At 69.3% G+C, this 17,195-nt stretch carries 16 protein-coding genes; 12 read left to right on the plus strand and 4 right to left on the minus strand.

Annotation, left to right across the window (positions count from 1 at the left end; all coding sequences use genetic code 11):
• The first annotated feature begins 35 nt into the window (after nucleotides 1-35).
• Both JYK17_RS35280 and JYK17_RS35285 read left to right on the plus strand, forming a co-directional pair.
• Nucleotides 36-374, plus strand: coding sequence for a DUF3618 domain-containing protein (locus JYK17_RS35280; RefSeq protein WP_108013832.1), 339 nt, complete (start codon nucleotides 36-38; stop codon nucleotides 372-374).
• Nucleotides 375-447: 73 nt separating this feature from the next.
• The gene (locus tag JYK17_RS35285; protein WP_261996493.1) at nucleotides 448-750 is read left to right on the plus strand and encodes a GroES family chaperonin; all 303 of its coding nucleotides are present in this window, start codon (nucleotides 448-450) and stop codon (nucleotides 748-750) included.
• Nucleotides 751-826: 76 nt separating this feature from the next.
• Here JYK17_RS35285 and JYK17_RS35290 read toward each other — a convergent pair whose 3' ends face one another.
• Complete coding sequence (locus JYK17_RS35290) at nucleotides 827-3,238, minus strand: transglycosylase domain-containing protein (protein ID WP_222811997.1); 2,412 nt, start codon at nucleotides 3,236-3,238, stop codon at nucleotides 827-829.
• Between the two features lie 234 nt (nucleotides 3,239-3,472).
• Between JYK17_RS35290 and JYK17_RS35295 the strand changes: the two genes are divergently transcribed.
• Genes JYK17_RS35295 through JYK17_RS35310 form a run of 4 tightly spaced genes read left to right on the plus strand, consistent with a single transcriptional unit; the run spans nucleotide 3,473 to nucleotide 6,982 of the window.
• On the plus strand, nucleotides 3,473-4,273 hold the full coding sequence (locus JYK17_RS35295) for an ABC transporter permease (RefSeq protein WP_108013834.1): 801 nt from the start codon (nucleotides 3,473-3,475) through the stop codon (nucleotides 4,271-4,273).
• On the plus strand, nucleotides 4,266-5,087 hold the full coding sequence (locus tag JYK17_RS35300) for an ABC transporter permease (RefSeq protein ID WP_222811998.1): 822 nt from the start codon (nucleotides 4,266-4,268) through the stop codon (nucleotides 5,085-5,087). Before JYK17_RS35295 ends, JYK17_RS35300 begins: the two co-directional genes overlap by 8 nt.
• Complete coding sequence (locus tag JYK17_RS35305; protein ID WP_261996492.1) at nucleotides 5,084-6,085, plus strand: ABC transporter ATP-binding protein; 1,002 nt, start codon at nucleotides 5,084-5,086, stop codon at nucleotides 6,083-6,085. The genes JYK17_RS35300 and JYK17_RS35305 overlap by 4 nt, the downstream gene beginning before the upstream one ends.
• Before the next feature lie 33 nt (nucleotides 6,086-6,118).
• On the plus strand, nucleotides 6,119-6,982 hold the full coding sequence (locus JYK17_RS35310; RefSeq protein WP_108013836.1) for a DUF1707 SHOCT-like domain-containing protein: 864 nt from the start codon (nucleotides 6,119-6,121) through the stop codon (nucleotides 6,980-6,982).
• Between the two features lie 3 nt (nucleotides 6,983-6,985).
• On the opposite strand, the gene JYK17_RS35315 is transcribed toward JYK17_RS35310, so the two are convergent.
• Entirely contained in the window at nucleotides 6,986-8,320 is a 1,335-nt protein-coding gene (locus JYK17_RS35315) for an SGNH/GDSL hydrolase family protein (RefSeq protein ID WP_222811999.1), read from the minus strand.
• 276 nt (nucleotides 8,321-8,596) lie between these two features.
• On the opposite strand from JYK17_RS35315, the gene JYK17_RS35320 reads away from it, so the two are divergent.
• Both JYK17_RS35320 and JYK17_RS35325 read left to right on the plus strand, forming a co-directional pair.
• Nucleotides 8,597-9,922 (plus strand): DUF445 domain-containing protein, encoded by a 1,326-nt coding sequence (locus tag JYK17_RS35320; protein ID WP_372465364.1) that lies wholly within the window; start codon nucleotides 8,597-8,599, stop codon nucleotides 9,920-9,922.
• Between the two features lie 53 nt (nucleotides 9,923-9,975).
• Nucleotides 9,976-11,499: an MFS transporter gene (locus JYK17_RS35325; protein ID WP_222812000.1), complete on the plus strand. Its 1,524-nt coding sequence runs from the start codon at nucleotides 9,976-9,978 to the stop codon at nucleotides 11,497-11,499.
• Between the two features lie 558 nt (nucleotides 11,500-12,057).
• Here JYK17_RS35325 and JYK17_RS35330 read toward each other — a convergent pair.
• Entirely contained in the window at nucleotides 12,058-12,852 is a 795-nt protein-coding gene (locus JYK17_RS35330) for an alpha/beta fold hydrolase (protein WP_222812001.1), read from the minus strand.
• A gap of 62 nt (nucleotides 12,853-12,914) precedes the next feature.
• Here JYK17_RS35330 and JYK17_RS35335 point away from each other — a divergent pair, with 62 nt between their 5' ends.
• The 3 genes from JYK17_RS35335 (at nucleotide 12,915) to JYK17_RS35345 (ending at nucleotide 16,321) form a co-directional block, all read left to right on the plus strand.
• A complete protein-coding gene (locus JYK17_RS35335; RefSeq protein ID WP_108013840.1) occupies nucleotides 12,915-13,352 on the plus strand; it encodes a MarR family winged helix-turn-helix transcriptional regulator in 438 nt (145 codons plus the stop codon).
• 155 nt (nucleotides 13,353-13,507) lie between these two features.
• Entirely contained in the window at nucleotides 13,508-15,643 is a 2,136-nt protein-coding gene (locus JYK17_RS35340) for an RNase A-like domain-containing protein (RefSeq protein ID WP_222812002.1), read from the plus strand.
• A gap of 21 nt (nucleotides 15,644-15,664) precedes the next feature.
• A complete protein-coding gene (locus JYK17_RS35345; protein ID WP_222812003.1) occupies nucleotides 15,665-16,321 on the plus strand; it encodes a contact-dependent growth inhibition system immunity protein in 657 nt (218 codons plus the stop codon).
• A gap of 15 nt (nucleotides 16,322-16,336) precedes the next feature.
• On the opposite strand, the gene JYK17_RS35350 is transcribed toward JYK17_RS35345, so the two are convergent.
• On the minus strand, nucleotides 16,337-16,834 hold the full coding sequence (locus JYK17_RS35350) for a GNAT family N-acetyltransferase (protein WP_222812004.1): 498 nt from the start codon (nucleotides 16,832-16,834) through the stop codon (nucleotides 16,337-16,339).
• Between the two features lie 111 nt (nucleotides 16,835-16,945).
• Here JYK17_RS35350 and JYK17_RS35355 point away from each other — a divergent pair.
• Nucleotides 16,946-17,195, plus strand: a 250-nt coding sequence (locus tag JYK17_RS35355) for a nitroreductase family protein (protein ID WP_222812005.1), incomplete at its 3' end; no start/stop codon positions are given.

Raw genomic sequence — 17,195 nt, forward strand, 5'->3', positions numbered from 1 at the left:
AGCATCAGGTACCAGCTGACTTCGGAGGCCCCACGGTGGCGCACACGTCGGACACGCCGGACACCAGAACCCCGGCGCAGATCGAGGCGGACATCAAGAGCCGCCGCGCAGTGCTGGCCGAGACCCTCGACGAGATCGGGGTGCGGGTGCACCCGAAGACGATCGTCGGTGATGCCAGGGCCAAAATCGCGTCCAATGTCGATCACACCCTCGGCCGGGCCTACGTCGGGGTCAACAAGGTCGTCAGCGACGTCAAGGGGAAGTTCGTCGACGAGGACGGCTCTCCCCGGCTGGAGCGGATCGTGCCGGTCGCGGTCGTCGCCGTGGGTCTCGTGGGTCTGCTCGCCCTCGGTACCCGGCGGCGCAAGAGCTGAGCGAGAGTTGTAGGTTCAGGGCGTGAGCGCCAACAGAAACGAGCCGAGTCACCACGACAAGCTGCCCATCCGGATGCTGCACGACCGGGTTCTCGTGCGGCAGGACGCGGGTGAGGGCGAGCGCCGGTCCGGTGGGGGCATCCTGATTCCCGCCACCGCGGCGGTCGGCCGGCGGCTGGCCTGGGCCGAGGTCGTGGCCGTGGGGCAGAACGTACGGACGGTGGAGCCGGGCGACCGGGTGTTGTTCGACCCGGAGGACCGGGCCGAGGTCGAGGTCCGGGGTGTGGCCTACGTGCTGATGCGCGAGCGCGATCTGCACGCCGTGGCCGCCGACCGGTTCGAGGGGTCCGAGGACACCACGGGGCTGTATCTGTAGAGCGATTGCCGTGGCAGTGCCGGCAACAGCATGAGGGGCTGGTGACCGTCGTCACCAGCCCCTCGTGTGTCCGTTCCTATCGTCTGCGGGTGGCCTGCGGGCCGCCCGGGCCCGCTGTCGTGCCGCCGGTGTCGGGGCCGTTGGTGGCGCCGCCGTCCGTGGTGCCGCCGTCGGTGCCGGTCGTGGTGCCGCCGTCGGTGGTGCCCCCGGTGGTGCCGCCGTCAGTGGTCCCGCCGTCGGTGGTGGTGCCGCCGTCCGTCGTACCGCCGGTGGTGCCGCCGTTGGTGGGGCCGCCGGTCGTGGGGCTCTGGCTGCCGGTGGTGCCGCCGTTGTCCTGGCCCTGTGTGCGGCCCTGGTTGTCGCCGCCCGTGGTCGTCGTGCCGCCGTTGTCCTGGCCGCCGGTGCCCGGTTGTTCCGTGGGCTCGTCGGTGGCGGGCGGTTCGGTCTCCTCGGCGCCCGACTGGAGCTGGAGGTCGAAGTCGGAGACCGGCTTCCCCTTCAGTGCGTTCCTGGTGTACTGCGCCCAGATCTGGGCGGGCGGGCCGCCGCCGTTGACGCGTGACAGGCCCATCGCGCCGTACAGGGACTCGTGGTGGGCGGTCTTGGGGTTCTGGCCCATGACGGAGACGACGGTCGCGAGGTCGGGTGTGTAGCCGGCGAACAGGGCGGCCGTGTCCTCCTCGGCGGTTCCGGTCTTGCCGGCGGCGGGGCGGTCCGCGGCCTGGGCGGCGGTGGCGGTGCCGTTGTCGACGACGCTCTGCAGCATCGACGTGGTGGTGTCGGCGGCCTCGCGGCTGACGGCCCGGGTGGTCTTGCTCTGGGGCAGGTCGACCACGGTCTGCCCGTTCTTGGTCATCTTGTCGATCATCGTGTACGTGGCGCGTTCGCCGTGGTTGGCGAGCGTGGCGTACGCCTCCGCCATGTCGAGGACGCTGGCCCTGGCGACGCCGAGCGCGATGGAGGGGGTCGGGGTCAGTTCGGGGGTGTCGGAGGGCAGGCCGAGGTCGATCGCGGTCTGCTTCACCTTGTCGGAGCCGACGTCGACGGCCATCTGTGCGTAGACCGCGTTGACGGACTTGTCGGTGGCGGTGCGCACGGAGATGTCGCCGTAGGAGACGTCGTCCTCGTTGGCGGGTGCGTAGCTGCCGCTCCAGCCCTGGACGGGGCGTTTGTTGGTGCCGTCGTAGGTGGTGTTCGGGGTGATGGTCTCGCCGTCCTGGGTCTCGGAGTGGTTCTGGACGGCCGAGGTGAACACGAACGGTTTGAAGGTGGAGCCGACCTGGAAGTCCTTGCGGGTCGCGCCGTTGGTGTACTGCTTGACGAAGTCGATGCCGCCGTACATGGCGACGACCTTGCCGGTCTTGGGGTCGACGGAGGCGCCGCCCGCGCGGACGTAGTTGTCGACCTTGTTGTTCTTCTTGTCGAGTTTGGACATCACCTGGTCGTCGACGGCCTTGACGAAGGCGTTCTGCTTGCTCTTCTGCAGGGTGGTGGTGATGCGGTAGCCGCCGGCGTCGAGTTGGTCGGCGGTGACGACCTTGTTCTCGATGAGGTAGTGCTTGACCGCCTCGACGATGTAGCCGCGCTGTCCGGACATGCCGGTGGAGGCGGTCTGCTGCTTGGGCATCGGGAACTTCAGGCCGGCGCGCTTGCTCTCGGTGAGCCAGCCCTTCTTGACCATGCCGTCCAGGACGTAGTTCCAGCGGGCCACGGCCGCGGCCTTGTTCTCGGGGTGGGCGACGACGTCGTACTCGCTGGGGGCGTTGACGAGTGCGGCGAGGTAGGCGGCGTGGGCGGCGTCGAGGTCGGTGGCGTCCTGGCCGTAGTAGGCCTGGGCGGCGGCCTGGATGCCGTAGGCGTTGCGGCCGAAGTAGCTGGTGTTGAGGTAGCCCTCGAGGATCTCGTCCTTGGACTTCTCGCGGTCCAGCTTGATGGCGATGAAGAACTCCTTGACCTTGCGGGTGACGGTCTGTTCCTGCGCGAGGTAGTAGTTCTTGACGTACTGCTGGGTGATCGTGGAGCCGGACTGCTTGCCCTTGCCGGTGGCGGTGTTCCAGCCGGCGCGCAGCATCGCCTTGGGGTCGATGGCGGACTCGGTGTAGAAGTCGCGGTCCTCGGCGGCGAGTACCGCGTGCTGGGCGGACTTGGAGACCTGTGCGAGTGAGACGTTCTCGCGGTTGACGTCGCCGTCGCGGGCGATCTGGGAGCCGTCCGCGTAGAGGTAGACGTTGGCCTGCTTCATGGCGAGGGCGTTGGCCGGGGGGATCTTGACCAGCGAGTAGCCGAGGTAGAAGAGGCCGATCAGGAGCAGTACGCCGATGACGAAGGTGCCGAGCACCATGCGCCAGGTCGGGATGAGCCGGCGCCAGCCCGTCCTTTTGGGCCGCTTCGGCTTTCCGCCCCCCTGGCCGTCGGCCTCGGCGGTCGCCTGCGGTTCTCTCGGTGCCCAGCCCTGGCCCGGCTGCTGCGGCTGCGGCTCGTCGCTCATCTCGTGCACGGACTCCTGTTTCGCGTCGTACGTTGCCGTACGCCCTCGTGTGGGAACATACGTTCCCGAACGCCCTCGTACGCCTTCTGCGCCCCCTCTTGAAGACTCTCGCACCATGCGTTCCGTTCCCGGATCGCGGCACGCGTCCGGCCCGGAAAATGCGTGGTGTGCGTCACCACCGGCGGACTAGGCTCCTGCGCTTCGGTGTCAAGAGGTCCGGGGAGGTTGACCGACGTGGGCTCGGGACGGTTGTACACGGCCGTCGCAGCGGGCGGTTTCAGACGGTACGCGACGTATCGGGTGGCGACGGCGGCGGGGGTGTTCACCAACACCGCCTTCGGGATCATCCTGGTCTACACGTATCTGGCGCTGTGGGACGAGAAGCCGCACCTGGGCGGGTACGACCAGGCGCAGGCGGTGACCTATGTGTGGCTGGGGCAGTGCCTGTACGCGACGCTCGCCATTCAGGGCGGCGGTTTCGAGAAGGACCTGATGGCCCGTATCCGCACGGGCGAGATCGCGGTCGACCTCTACCGGCCCGCCGACCTCCAATTGTGGTGGCTGGCGAGCGATGTGGGGCGGTCGCTGTTCCAGCTGCTGGGCCGGGGCGTGATCCCGTTCGTGTTCGGTGCGGTGTTCTTCCCGATGGCGCTGCCGCGCGACGTCACCACCTGGGCGGCCTTCGCCCTCGCACTGCTGCTGGCGATGGTCGTCAGCTTCGGGATCCGCTATCTGGCGGCGCTGAGCGCGTTCTGGCTGATGGACGGCATGGGCGTCACGCAGGCCGTGATGATCACTGGGGTCTTCTTCTCCGGCATTGTGCTGCCGCTGAACGCCTTCCCGGGAGCGCTGGGCGAGGTGGTGCGGGTGCTGCCGTGGGCGGGGCAGGTGCAGATGCCGGCGGATGTGCTGATGGGCGAGACCGATCCGCTGGGGGCGTTCGCCTTCCAGGCGGTGTGGGCGGTGGCGCTGCTGGCGGCGGGGCGGCTGCTGCAGTCGGCGGCGACGCGACGGGTGGTGGTGCAGGGTGGGTGAGCGCGGCACCGTGCTGGAGGGGCTGCGGGCGTTCCGGCTGATCGCCGGGATGTGGGTGCGCTCCAGCATGACGTACCGGACCTCCTTCGTCGTCACGATGGCCGGCAATCTGCTGATGACGGCCATGGACTTCGTCGGGATCCTGCTGATGTTCGCGCAGGTCGACTCGCTGGGCGGCTGGTCGCTGCCCGAGATCGCGTTCCTGTACGGGCTGTCGGTGACCTCGTTCGGCGCCGCCGATCTGCTGCTGGGCTCGATGGACGTGCTGGGCTCCCGGATCCGTGACGGCTCCTTCGACATCCTGCTGCTGCGGCCCGTCCCGGTGCTCGCGCAGATCGGCGCGGACCACTTCGCGCTGCGCCGCCTGGGCCGGATCACGCAGGGTGCGCTGGTGCTGGGCTGGGCGATGTGGTCGGTCGACGTCGACTGGAGCGTGGGCAAGCTGCTGCTGGTGCCGTTGATGCTGGTCAGCGGCGCGGCGATCTTCAGTGCGCTGTTCGTGGCGGGCGCGGCGTTCCAGATCTTCGCGCAGGACGCGGCGGAGGTGCAGAACGCCTTCACCTACGGCGGCACCACGCTGCTGCAGTATCCGCCGACGGTCTTCGGCAAGGACTTCGTGCGCGGGGTGACGTTCGTGCTGCCGCTCGCCTTCGTCAACTGGGTGCCGGCCTGCTACGTGCTGGGCCGGGCCTACCCGCTGGATCTGCCCGGGTGGGCGGCCTTCGCGCCGCCGCTGGTGGCTCTGGTGTGCTGTGCGGCGGCCGGCCTGGTGTGGCGGGCGGGCCTGGGTTCCTATCGGAGTACGGGGAGTTGAGCGTGAGCGTGACCGAGCGGCCGCTGATCGAACTCGACGGGGTCGAGAAGGTCTTCGACGTGCGCAGGAAGACCGGGTTCCTGAAGCGGGAGCGGCGGCAGGTGCGCGCCGTGGACTCCCTGTCCTTCACCGTGGCGCGCGGTGAGATGGTCGGCTACATCGGGCCGAACGGCGCCGGCAAGTCGACCACGATCAAGATGCTCACCGGCATCCTGACGCCGAGCGCGGGCAGGCTGCGGGTCGCGGGCATCGACCCCTCGCGCGAGCGCACCCGGCTCGCGCACCGCATCGGGGTGGTGTTCGGGCAGCGTACGACGCTGTGGTGGGACCTGCCGCTGATCGACTCGTACCGGCTGATGCACCGCATGTACCGCATCCCCGACGCCCGTTACCGCGAGAACCTCGACCGCTGTGTCGAACTCCTGGAGCTGGGCGACCTGTTGGCGGCGCCGGTGCGGCAGCTCTCGCTGGGGCAGCGGATGCGCGGGGACATCGCGGCGGCGCTGCTGCACGACCCGGAGGTGCTCTACCTCGACGAGCCGACGATCGGCCTGGATGTGATCTCCAAGGCCAAGGTGCGGGGTTTCCTCAAGGAGTTGAACGCCGAGCTGGGCACCACCGTCCTGCTGACCACCCATGATCTGCAGGACATCGAGCAGTTGTGCTCACGGGTGATGGTCATCGACCACGGGCGGCTGATGTACGACGGCGCGCTCGCGGGGCTGCACGAGGTGGGGGAGAGCGAGCGGATCCTGGTTGTGGATCTGGAGCGGGAGCTGCCGCCGGTCGAGGCGCCGCCCGCGCGGGTGGTGAAGGTGGAGGGGCCGCGGCAGTGGCTGGCGTTCCCGGCGGGCGAGTCGGCGGCGGCGCTGGTCGCGCGGATCGCGGCGGAGTATCCGCTGGTGGATCTCTCGGTGCGCGAGCCGGACATCGAGGACGTCATCGCCCGTATGTACGCGGGTGCGGTTCCGGGACGCACGGAGAAAGCGGTCTCGTAGCCTCCGGCCGGGCCAACTCGTAGGCTGGCGTCCATGAGCGATGACGCCGCAGTCCCCGAACTCAGGGCATCCGACGCCGACCGTGAACGAGTCGCCGAGGTCCTGCGGGACGCCCTCGCGGAGGGCCGTCTCGACATGGCGGAGTTCGAGGAACGGCTGGAGGCCACCTACAAGGCGCGCACGTACGGTGAGCTGGCGCCGATCACCCGTGATCTCCCGGTGGGCGGCATCACGCCGCCGCCGGTCGTGTCGCTGACCAAGGAGCCCGTCGAGAGCGGGAGTTGGGCCGGGCGGGTCAGCGGCGGCGAGGGGTCCTCGTCGTGGGCGGTCGCGGTGCTGTCCGGGTTCGAGCGCAGGGGCCGCTGGACGGTGCCCAAGCAGCTCACCTGCGTCACCTTCCTGGGCGGCGGCGAACTCGACCTGCGCGAGGCGAACTTCGCCGACCGCGAGGTCGAGATCAACTGCGTCGCGATCATGGGCGGGGTGAACATCATCGTGCCGCCCGGCGTCGAGGTCGTCGTCCGCGGCATCGGGATCATGGGCGGGTTCGACCACCGTGAGTCGGGCGTGCCCGGGGAGCCGGGCGCGCCGCGCGTCATCGTCAACGGCTTCGCCTTCTGGGGCGGCGTCGGCGTCGAGCGCAAGCTGACCCGGGAGGAGCGGCGCCGCCTCAAGGAGGAGCGCCGACAGGGCAAGCTGGACCGAAGGTCGTCGCTGCGGGAGCTCGCGGAGGACTACCGCGAGGACGCCCACGACGCCCACCGCCGCCTGCTGGACAGCCACCACGACCTGCTGCGCGAACGCCACGAGGAGCGCCGCGAGCGGCACGAGGAGCGGCGCCGCCGGCACCGGGAGCGCCGCGAGGAGCGGGACAGGCGCCGCTACGGCGACTACTGACCTCTAGAGTTCCGCGGGCGCCGAGCCCTTGAGGTCGCCGAGGTCGAAGACGTCCGCCATCTTCGCGTACCCCTTGTCGCTGGGGTGCAGATGATCGCCGGAGTCGTAGTCGGGGCGGAGCCTGCGCGGGTCGTACGGGTCGCGCAGCGCCTTGTCGAAGTCGACGACGGCGTCGTAGACGCGGCCCGAGCGGATCTCCGCGTTGACCTGCTGCCGTACCGCCTCGCGGGCCGGGGTGTAGCCGCGGTGGCCCTCGAAGGGCATGAGGGTCGCGCCGATCACCTTGATGCCGCGGGAGTGGGCCTCGCGCACCAGGGTGCGCAGTCCGCCGAGGATCTTGTCCGGGTCGGCGAGCCGCGGGTTGCGCAGGATGTCGTTGACGCCGAGGTCGATGACGACGACCTTGACGTTCGTGCGGTCCAGGGCGTCGCGGGAGAAGCGCAGCAGGCCGCTGGGGTTGTCGGCGGGGCGGCCCAGTCCGTCGGCGAGTATCTGGTTGCCGCTGATGCCCTGGTTGACGACGCTGTAGCGGGGCAGGTCCTGGCCGGACTCGATCGCGGTGCGCAGCCGCTGCGAAAGGACGTCCGTCCAGCGGTGGTTGGCGCCCAGGCTGGAGGTTATGCCGTCGGTGAGGGAGTCGCCGAAGGCGACGACGGTGCCGTCCGACTCGTTGCTGAGCACGTCCAGCGCGGTGAGGTAGCGCCAGTACGGCGTCTGCTCGGTGTAGCCGGTGCCGGTGACGTCCTCGGTGCGGTCGCCCTGGGCGACGTAGGAGATCTGGCGGGCGTGCGGGTGGTAGGTGACCGGGCCGGAGGAGCTGGGGGAGTAGGTGGTGACCAGCACGTCGCTGCCCTGCGGGACGACGATGCGCACGGCGTCGCTGAGCACCTGGTGGCCGGCCGGGATGACGACCGTGGGGTTGCCGCCGAAGGTCAGCCGCCGCATGGTGTCGGCGTTCGCCTGCGGGGTGTTGTCGGCGTAGGCCACGGCGATCGAGGCGTGCGTGATCGTCAGCGGTGACTGGCCGTAGAGGTTGGACAGCGTGATGCGGGCGCTGGTGCCGCCCACGCTCGCGTGCACGACGTTGCGCACGGAGCGGCCCGCCATGCCGGTCGTCTCGGTGCCGGGCTCGGCGCCCGCGGGGGAGGCCGACCAGGCGCCGACCCAGATGCCGGTGGAGGCGGGGGCGGCGGAATTGTGCGGGGCGCGGCCCCCGGCGAGGCTGTTCTTGCTGTCGCTGCCGTCGTCGGCCGCGACACCGGCGTATATGGCGGCGGAAAGGCCCACGATCACGGCGATGATCGCGGCGAGCAAGGCATAACCGGAACGCCTGGTCATGCGGTGCGGGTCTCCTCGAGCGAGTGGGAGCCCGAGGCTCCGATGTGATCACCCCATGATGCGTCATGGGATGTGGGGTAGATGAACCGGACCCCCCCCTCTCGGGCCACCGGAGTTCATACCGGAGTTCATGACGAACTCCCCCTCCGACAAGACGCCGGGAACTCATCTTCCGTTCCAGGAGTCGGTCAGGAAGGGACAATGTGTGCAGGGGATCACGAACGGGTGGAGTGGATGGAACGCACGAATCCGGAAGAAACGGGTGAGCGTCGCCTCATGGAGCATGCCCACCCTGCGGCGCCCGGGAACCGCACCGTGCCCGCCGCTGCCGCACGCGCGATGACGACCTTCAGCGCCGCCGACGAGGAGAAGCAGCGCGGGGTGCGCCGCATGAAACTCACGGCGACCGGGCTGCTGCTGTTCGTGGCGCTGGTCTACGTCCTCGCCAAGTGGGCGGACAACTCCGGCGCCGGCGCCTGGGCGGGCTATGTCGCCGCGGCCTCCGAGGCCGGCATGGTCGGCGCGCTCGCCGACTGGTTCGCCGTCACGGCCCTCTTCCGCCACCCCCTCGGCCTGCCGATCCCGCACACCGCGATCATCCCGACGAAGAAGGACCAGCTGGGCATCTCGCTGGGCGAGTTCGTCGGCGAGAACTTCCTGTCCCGGGATGTCGTACGGCAGCGGCTGCGCGCCGTCGGCATCGGCAGCCGGCTGGGCGCGTGGCTGGCCGAGCCCGAGCACGCGGACCGGGTGACCGCCGAGCTGTCGGCCGCCCTCAGGGGCGCGCTGACGGTGCTGCGCGACTCGGACGTGCAGGCCGTGGTCGGCGAGGCGATCACCCGCCGCGCCGACGCCCAGGAGATCGCGCCCGGCATCGGGAAGATGCTGGAGAAGGTCGTCGCCGACGGCGGCCACAACCGGGTCGTCGACCTGATCGTCACGCGGGCGCACGACTGGCTGGTCTGGCACGACACCGAGATCATGGACGCCGTCCAGGGCGGCGCCCCCGGCTGGACCCCCCGCTTCGTCGACAAGAAGGTCGGCGAGCGCGTCTACCGCGAGCTGCTGCGCTTCGTCACCGAGATGCGCGACATGCCCACCCACCCGGCGCGCGGCGCGCTGGACCGCTTCCTCACCGACTTCGCCTCCGACCTGCAGTCCGACACCGACACCCGCGCGCGCGTGGAGCGCCTCAAGGGCGAGGTGCTGGGCCGCGGCGAGGTGCAGGACCTGATCGCGTCCGCCTGGACCGCCGTACGCTCCATGATCGTCTCGGCGGCGGAGGACGAGCGCAGCGAGCTGCGGCTGCGCGTGCGGGCCTCGCTGCTGTCGCTGGGGTCGCGGATGGCCGTGGACCCGAAGGTGCAGTCCAAGGTCGACGGCTGGGTGGAGAGCGCCGCGGTGTACGTCGTCAGCACCTACCGCAAGGAGATCACCTCGCTGATCACGGACACGGTGGCGAGCTGGGACGCCGAGCACACGACGCGGAAGATCGAGGCCCACATCGGCCGCGACCTGCAGTTCATCCGGATCAACGGCACAGTGGTGGGGTCACTGGCGGGACTGCTGATCTACGTCGTGACGCGGGTGCTCGGGGCGTAGACGAGCCGATCACGGGCACTCTATGAGCGTTCCGCTCGACGAGGAGGGAGCCCATGTCCACTGCTGAGGCCGACGCCGGCCGCACCGTGACCACGAACATCCCAGCACGCCTGGACCGTCTGCCCTGGTCGCGCTGGCACTGGACGATCGTCATCGGGCTCGGGACCGTATGGATCCTCGACGGCCTGGAGGTCACGGTCGTCGGAAACATCGCGAGCCGTCTGTCGGAGCCGGGCAGCGGTCTGCCGATCTCCTCCGGACAGATCACCGGCATCGCGGCCGCCCTGTATGTGGCGGGCGCGTGCGTCGGCGCCCTGTTCTGGGGCCGGCTGACCGACCGCTTCGGCCGCAAGAAGCTGTTCATGATCACGCTGGTGGTGTATCTGGCGGCCACGGCACTGACCGCGGTCTCCTTCTCCACCTGGTGGTTCTTCGCGTTCCGCTTCCTGACGGGCTTCGGCATCGGCGGTGAGTACGCGGCCATCAACTCCGCCATCGACGAACTCATCCCGGCCTCCTACCGCGGCCGCGTCGACCTGATCATCAACGGCAGCTTCTGGCTCGGCGCGGTCGCTGGTTCCCTGCTGTCGATCGTCGCGCTGAACACCGCGATCTTCCCCAAGGACGTGGGCTGGCGGCTGACGTTCGCGCTGGGCGCGGTGCTGGCGCTGGTGATCCTCCTCGTACGACGCCACGTCCCCGAAAGCCCACGATGGCTGCTGATCCACGGCAGGGACCGAGAAGCGGAGGAGATCGTCACCTCGATCGAGGAGCGCGTGGAGGAGGAGAAGGGGAAGGAGCTGGACCGCCCCGAGAGCGAGATCACGATCAACCAGCGGCGCAGCGTGACCTTCCGCGAGATCGCCCGCACGCTGTTCAGGGACTACCGCAAGCGCTCGGTGCTCGGCTTCTCCCTCTTCATCGGCCAGGCGTTCCTCTACAACGCGATCACCTTCGGCTTCGGCGCGATCCTGACCAAGTTCTTCGACGTGCCGACCGGCGACACCGGCTACTACTTCGCCGTCATCGCGATCGGCAACTTCTGCGGCCCGCTCCTGCTGGGCAGGCTCTTCGACACCGTGGGCCGCCGCGTGATGATCTCCGGCACGTATCTGCTCTCCGGCGTGCTCCTGTTCGGCACGGCCTGGCTCTTCGACCAGGGATCGCTGAGTGCGACCACCCTGACGGCCTGCTGGTGCGCGGTCCTGTTCTTCGCCTCGGCGGGCGCCTCCAGCGCCTACCTGACGGTCTCCGAGATCTTCCCGATGGAGACCCGCGCCATGTCCATCGCCTTCTTCTACGCCCTCGGCACCGCGGCCGGCGGCATCAGCGGTCCCCTGCTCTTCTCCGATCTCACCAGCACCGGCAAGGTCGGCGACACGGTCCTCGCCTTCCAGATCGGCGCGGGCCTGATGGTCGCGGCCGGCCTGGTGGCGGCCTTCCTGGCGGTACGAGCGGAACGCCGCTCCCTGGAGGACATCGCCAAGCCCCTTACAGCGGCGGCCAGTTCGGCGGCGTCGTCGGTGCGGGGCAAGACGGGGGGACCGACGGCGGGGTCCAGTCCGGCTACGGCGTAGGGGTATGTCTTTGAGCCGCGGCGCCATGTTGCGGGGGCGCCGCGGCCACCTCATGGGTGGCGGCTGACGCCCGCTTCAGTCTGGTGGCTTTGCGCCCGCCTCGCGCCTGGCGGCCGACGCCTGCCTCGGCCTGGTCGCGTCGCGCCCGACTGCCTCGCGCCTGGTGGCTGACCGCCTGCCTCGGCCTGGTCGCGTCGCGCCCGACTGCCTCGCGCCTGGTGGCTGACCGCCTGCCTCGGCCTGGTCGCGTCGCGCCCGACTGCCTCGCGCCTGGTGGCTGACCGCCTGCCTCGGCCTGGTCGCGTCGCGCCCGACTGCCTCGCGCCCGACTGCCTCGCGCCTGGCGGCTGACCGCCTGCCTCGGTCTGGTGGCATTGCGCGTGCCTTGCGCCTGGTGGCCGACGTCGGCCTCGGCCTGACCGTGTCGCGCCCGACTGCCTCGCGCCTGGCACCCACCTCATCCTCGCCGCGTCGCGCCCGACTGCCTCACAAACCTGGCGGCTGCCTCAACCTGGCCGTTCACGCGCGCCTCACTCCCGGCTGCGTCACGCTCAACCCTCACGCCCGCCCGCTGGTCCGCCGCAGATGTTCGTCGATGAGGCCGAGAGTGATCTCCGGCTGCTCGATGTGCGGAAGGTGCCCCGCCTTGGGGACGACCTCGAGACGCCCGTCCCGGAAGGCGGCGGCGTAGGCGGCCCCGTAGGCGGGCGTGACGATCCGGTCGCTCTCTCCCCACACCAGCAACGCGGGCTGCCGCACCCGCCCGAGCCTGCGCAGCAGCTTGGGGTCGTGCATGTACGGGTCGCCGGCGAGGACGCGCATGGTGGCCATGTTGGTCTGCCGGACGGCGAGTTGATCGGCGGGCACCGCGGACGGGTCGACGTGGAAGCGGTCCGGGTCGTGCCAGGAGAGTTCGGCCGCGGCGCGGGGATCCAGCGCGAAGTAGTCGGTGATCGGCTCGGACTCGACGTGCACTCCGACGGCGTCGACGAGCACCAGCCCGTTGATGCGCTGCGCGGTGTCCCGTACGGCCATCTCGGCGGCGATCCACCCACCGAGCGATGACCCGACGACCAGTACGTCAGTGAGGTCACGGTCCTGCAGGAGGTGGAGGTAGGCGAGGGCGAGATCGTCGACGCCGGTCAGCCAGTCGGGCCGGGGGGTGCCGTCCCAGCCGGGGTGGACGGGGGTGAGGGTGCGGGCGGTCGCGGCCAGGTGCTTCGCGATCCCGGCGACGGTGGCGGGACCGCCGCCGCCGTGCAGGATGAGAACGGGGCGGGCGGCCTCGGGTCCGGCCTCGGCAACGGTCAGGGACAGGTCGGCGTACAGCTGCGAGCTGTGTTCTGAAGTCATGCCCGAAAGCCTAACTAAACATCCTTATATAAGCAAGCTTGGTCTTCACGTAAACTACCTCCATGCACACCGACACCCCCGCTGACCTGCAACTCCTGGGCCGAGCGGTCAAACAGGCCCAGTACCGCCAACACCGCGCCATGGACAGCGCGTTGGCGGAGGTCGGCACGACCCTTGCCCAATGGGACGCCCTCCGCGCCATCAGCCGCGCCCCCGGCTCATCGGCACGCGACCTGGCCGCAGCCACCTTCCAGACAGAACAGGCCTTCGGCACCCTGGCATCGCGCCTCACCGCCCAAAACCTCATCGAACGCCGCCCCGGCCACGGCCGCCGCATCGAACACCACCTGACCCCGGAGGGCGAGCGCATCCTGGCCGCGGGACACAAGGTGGCGGACGAGGTCCTGAAGCGATGCTTCGCCCCACTCCCGGAGCCGGACCGCGCGACCTTGCTGGAACTCCTGCGCCGCTTGAACGAGGCGTCGAGCGAGGCGCCGTAGGAGCCGAAGCCGCATTTGCACCCACCCCGCAACCGTATCCCCACGTCTCATAAGTCCTTTGCTACGCAAGCACTTACCTGCGTAGCATCCCATTCACTATCGCGAATTCTTAAGCGCAACACTCAATCGTTGATCCGGTGTGGCGGGGGCCTGGTGTGACATTGGTGATGGCGGTCGCGGCCGCTTGGGGTGTGCTGCAGCTGTTCGCGGTGTCCTGGCCGACGCGCTCGGTGCGGCTGTCCACCCTGCTCCTGGCGCTCGTGGTGGGGGCGTACGGATGCGGCGTGGCGACCGCGCTCGTACAGCTCGCGTACACCCGCCTCTACGCACACCAGTCGGGCCAGTCACTGCTCGCGGTCGTGAACACCACCAGCTACACGGTGGCCCCCTGGGTGGAAGAGCTCATCAAGATCTCACCACTGCTGCTGGCCGGATGGAGCGCGAAGGTCCGACGCCAGTGGGGCCTGACCGACTTCGTGGTGGTGGGCGCGGCCCTGGGCGCCGGATTCGGCCTGCTGGAAGCCGTACTCCGCTTCGGCCTGGACGCGGACCGCGCGATGCCCCGCGGCGGCGGTTGGATCATCCCGGACAGCCTGTCCCCGCCCTATGTGCCGGGCCTGGAACAGGTGTTGACGTCCTGGCTCCCCGCGCCGTTCAGCCAGCTCGACCTGGGCGGGCCGCCGGGTACGGAGACCTTCTCGCACCTGGTGTTCACAGCGATGGCCGGTTTCGGCGTCGGACTGCTGTGGCGCGGGCGGGGCTGGTCGCGTCTGCTGTCCGTGCTCCCGATAGCCGCCGCGGCCGCCTACCACACGGTGACCAACTACGCCGTGCAGAAGCCAACGAGCCAGGCAGCAAACTGGCTTGAGCCGCTGGACGGCAAGGCATGGGCAGCACCCCTCGTGTGCCTGGCCGTGGCCATGGCCATCGACCTGCGCCAACTCCACCGCGGCAAGCGCACGTTGCCCGGCGTACTCCTCGCCTCCGAACGCGCCGACGGCGACAGCCTCGCAGCCCTTCTCCGCTACGCGAGTTGGCGCCTGCCATGGAGCCTGCGCATCACCCTGCGCTACGTCGCCCTGCGGCGCTCCCTGCTCTACGCAGCCGCGTCGGCCCCCGTAGAGGATTCGGCGCCCTTGCACCGCGCGCTCACCGACATCACGGCTCGGATGGACGCGTCCGACAACTCACACAGCTGGCGGGCCCTCGACATCCGCGCCCTGCTGACGGCAGCTCGCCCCGCCCACGCCACCCGCAGGCGTTGGCTGCTCCTGCTGATCCCGTGCGTACTGGTCCTGCCCGCCCTACTGTTCCTGGGCGTCGGCTCCTTCACCTCAACCGCGGGCCTCCAGAAGTTCTTCAGCACCGGCCCGGGCCCGAAGATCCTCCTGGGCTTCGGCATCGCGGCCCTGGTCTGGATCGCCTACCAGCTCACCACGCTGTTACGCACCTGGCGCGCGACATCGCTCCAGCCCCTGGCCGAGCCCCTGGCAGCCCACCGCTTCCGCCTCACCATCGCCCTGGGCTCCGCCACCACAGGCACCCTCCTCCTGTGGCGCGCCACAGGCCCCGCGGGCCCCGACGGCAGCACGATCCGCACCTTCCACCTCCTCGACGCCCTCAACAACTTCCTCGCCTACCTCGGCTTCGCCCTCCTCCTGCTCTCCCTCCTCGCCCTCTTCCCACCGGGCGCCCTGACCCTCGCCCTGGCCGGCGGAGAAGCCCTGGGCACCCTCACAGCCGAAGCCGCCCTCAACGCCGCCCTGTTGGGCACAGCCGGCCTCGTCCTCATGGGCCTCGGCGCCTCGAACGGCTCCGGCGCCGACTACAACGCCTGGCCCAGAAACAAACGCAAGGGCCGCACCAAGCCCCAACACCGCGCAGACGTACGCGGCGACGAGGGGAAGAACTTGGGCGGCAAGAGCGAGGCGCACACGATAAAGAAGCACGTCAACAAGACCATTGACGACATGCGCAGACGCTTCCGTGAAGATTCTGACCTCACGGAGGACTCGCGCTACGTCGACCTCGATTCGGCGCAACGCTTCACGGACAGGACCCTTACCTCTCAGAAGAATCAGCGGAAGATTTCGTCCTGGCTGAGCAAGGGGGCGAAGGGGCCACTGCGTCTGGAGGAGAAATTCGACGAGAACACGGGCCTCCACCTAACCCGCTACGACTTCACGCATGGACAACCGACGACATGGGTGAACCGTGTCCGGGTCATCCTCAAAGCCGACCCGTCCGCACCCTCCGGATACCGTGTCCTCACCTCGTTCCCCACGCCTTGACGCACACACTTGGAGCAAGTCATGAGTCAGCCACCTGCACAAGAACCGCGCTTCTACGAACTCGGCGAACTGCTCGAGGCGTATGCGGAAACCGGCTTCGAATTCACGGACACAGCAGAGACGCCGGGACCTGGCCTGGCCTCTTACCTGCGAATCGCCGCACGAGATCCCGCACGAGGCGAAACGGCGGTTCGACAGATCGACGACCTGCTCTCCGCCGGACTCTTCTCCGAGGAGATCGCGGACGACATCGAATCCTTGCCGCACATCCGTCCCCCCATGGGGACCAGCGTGGAGGACTGCCTGCGCATCGCGCGAGAACACCTCACCCGATTCCTACAGAACCCGTCACAGGTTCCGTCGATGAAACCGCAGAACCATTGGGAATGGAACGAGCGCTTCCCGGGCCTGGCGCAGCTACTGGGAGCCTACTTCCACCAGAATTTCTTGTCCTTCTACGCTTCTTACGACGAGGCTCTCGTGGATTACGTCAGCGAGGCCCTGCCGGGAGACCAAGCGCAGACAGCGCAGGAGATCGATGAACTCCTGGCCATAGTGGACTCGGATCAAGAACTCGAATCTGTGATGTCCATCCTGGGGCTCGGCTATCGGCCGCCGCACGGGATGACTCACCGCCAATGGCTGCAGCAGATCCGCCGGACACTCTCTGCCGAGTAGCGATACCGCACGCCCCTACAACTGCTTGACGTACCGATGGCAAGGAACGGAAATCGGCCCATCGGGCCCAACCGCCGGATAGTCGAACGCCCCCTCGTCGACCCACCCCTGCCGCTCATAGAACCGCCGAGCCCGAGCATTCCCGCTGGCGACAGCGAGCCACACCCGCTCATGCCCCGCCTCCCGCCCAAGCCGCTCGGCATGCGCAAGAAGCGCCCCCGCCACCCCCGCCCCGCGGCTGGCAGCCCCCACATACAACTGCTCCACCTCGTCCCCGACCACCATCACGAACCCCACAACACCCCGCCCACCGACGACCGCCACCGTCGTATCCGCAACCCGCTCACCGGCCCGCACCACAAACGACTCCGGCGTACGAACGGCAACCAGCTCCTCAGGCACGTGCCCCAAATGCCCATCGATCCACCCACTCCGCCAGATCTCCGCCACAGCCGCCGCATCGGCGGGCTCGGCGGGACGGAGGGTGAGGGGCGACTTGTCGGATTCGTTCATGGGGCCAGATTAGCCATAGTGCCTCCCGACGTCGGAGCAGTAGGCGAGCCGCCGAAAAGGAGCTCGCCAACTGCCTTGGAGTTCGGGAAGTCAGTGGCAAGATCGACCGACATGGAATTCTCCGAGGTCGTACGTCGACGCCGCATGATCCGGCACTACTCCGACAAGCCCCTGTCCCCGGAGGTCATCGAGCGCATCCTCGCCTCCGCGCTCCGGGCCCCCTCGGCCGGCTTCTCGCAGGGCTGGGCCTTCCTCGCCCTGACCGACCCCACCGACCGCGCCCGCTTCTGGCGGTTCGTCCCCACCCGGGTCGAGCAGACCCCGACCATGCAGGACGCCCCGCTCGTCGTCGTACCCCTGG

Source organism: Streptomyces plumbidurans (assembly GCF_019857225.1).
Taxonomy (GTDB): Bacteria; Actinomycetota; Actinomycetes; order Streptomycetales; family Streptomycetaceae; genus Streptomyces; species Streptomyces plumbidurans.